This window comes from Metapseudomonas boanensis (assembly GCF_018704125.1).
Taxonomy (GTDB): domain Bacteria; phylum Pseudomonadota; class Gammaproteobacteria; order Pseudomonadales; family Pseudomonadaceae; genus Metapseudomonas; species Metapseudomonas boanensis.
Genome location: NZ_JAGTIS010000055.1, coordinates 1 through 1,178 on the forward strand (window position 1 = coordinate 1; position 1,178 = coordinate 1,178).

Annotated in this window: 1 protein-coding gene; it reads right to left on the bottom strand. The window is 59.5% G+C overall.

The features are described 5' to 3' along the window. Nucleotides 1-146: 146 nt before the first annotated feature. On the bottom strand, nt 147-1,127 hold the full coding sequence (locus J7302_RS26260; protein ID WP_215381773.1) for an IS5 family transposase: 981 nt from the start codon (nt 1,125-1,127) through the stop codon (nt 147-149). Nucleotides 1,128-1,178 lie beyond the last annotated feature (51 nt).

Consider the following 1,178-nt stretch of genomic DNA (forward strand, 5'->3'; position numbering starts at 1 on the left):
GGATGGTCTGAAGTAGCCATGCGTTTCTGGCTAACTTCAGCGCCTGCCGTTTTTGAAAGCGTCCACTCGATCCATAACACCCAGATCCGTTGCGCTTCACGCTCTTTTTCGCTGCCGCGAGCACCTCGCAGCAGCCATTTTCCGCATTACAGGCGCGCCTCTCCTGCGCTGGCCAGCAAATGTCGGCGGGCCATCCACAGATTCGACAGGGCAAACAGCGTCACCATTTGCGCGGCATTCTTGACCAATCCGCGGAAGCGCACCTTGGTGTAGCCGAACTGCCGCTTGATCACGCGGAATGGATGCTCAACCTTCGCCCGCACCTGAGCCTTGGCTTTCTCGATCTTGCGGATCGCTTTGTACAAGGCACTGCGCTTGCCATGCTTCTTGTACGTGCTGCGTCGGGCCGCGACCTGCCAGATGACTTGACGCCCTTCATGTTCAGGGCGCTTTTCGACTCCGGTATAACCGGCGTCAGCGCACACCACGTTTTCCTCGCCGTGCAGCAGTTTGTCGACCTGGGTGATGTCCGCGACATTGGCGGCGGTTACCACCACGCTGTGCACCAGGCCCGATTCTTCGTCGGCACCGATGTGGGCTTTCGCGCCGAAGTAATACTGGCTGCCCTTCTTGGTTTGATGCATCTCCGGATCACGCTTGCCGTCCTGGTTCTTGGTCGAACTGGGCGCGTGGATCAGCGTGGCATCGACGATGGTGCCCTGGCGCAGCGATAGACCCCGGTCGCCCAGGTAGCCATTGATCACCGCCAGAATCCCAGCCGCCAACTCGTGTTTCTCCAGCAGACGACGGAAGTTGAGGATGGTGGTTTCGTCGGGAATGCGCTCCAGGCTCAGTCCGGCGAACTGGCGCAGGATGGTCGTCTCATACAGCGCTTCCTCCATCGCCGGATCGCTGTAGCCGAACCAGTTCTGCATCAGATGCACTCGCAGCATCGCCATCAACGGGTACGCCGGACGGCCGCCTTCGCCTCTGGGGTAGTGCGGCTCGATCAAGGCAACCAAGCCCTTCCAAGGCACCACCTGATCCATCTCGATCAGGAACAGCTCCTTGCGGGTCTGCTTGCGTTTGCCGGCGTACTCGGCGTCGGCGAAGGTCATTTGCTTCATCGAAAAACTCGGGCAACGGGATCGGCGTATTTCACCAGAAATAGGAAGTCT

Coding starts and splice junctions, on each gene's coding strand:
- J7302_RS26260 (WP_215381773.1), bottom strand. CDS start 1,127: ATGAAGCAAATGACCTTCGCCGACGCCGAGTACGCCGGCAAACGCAAG.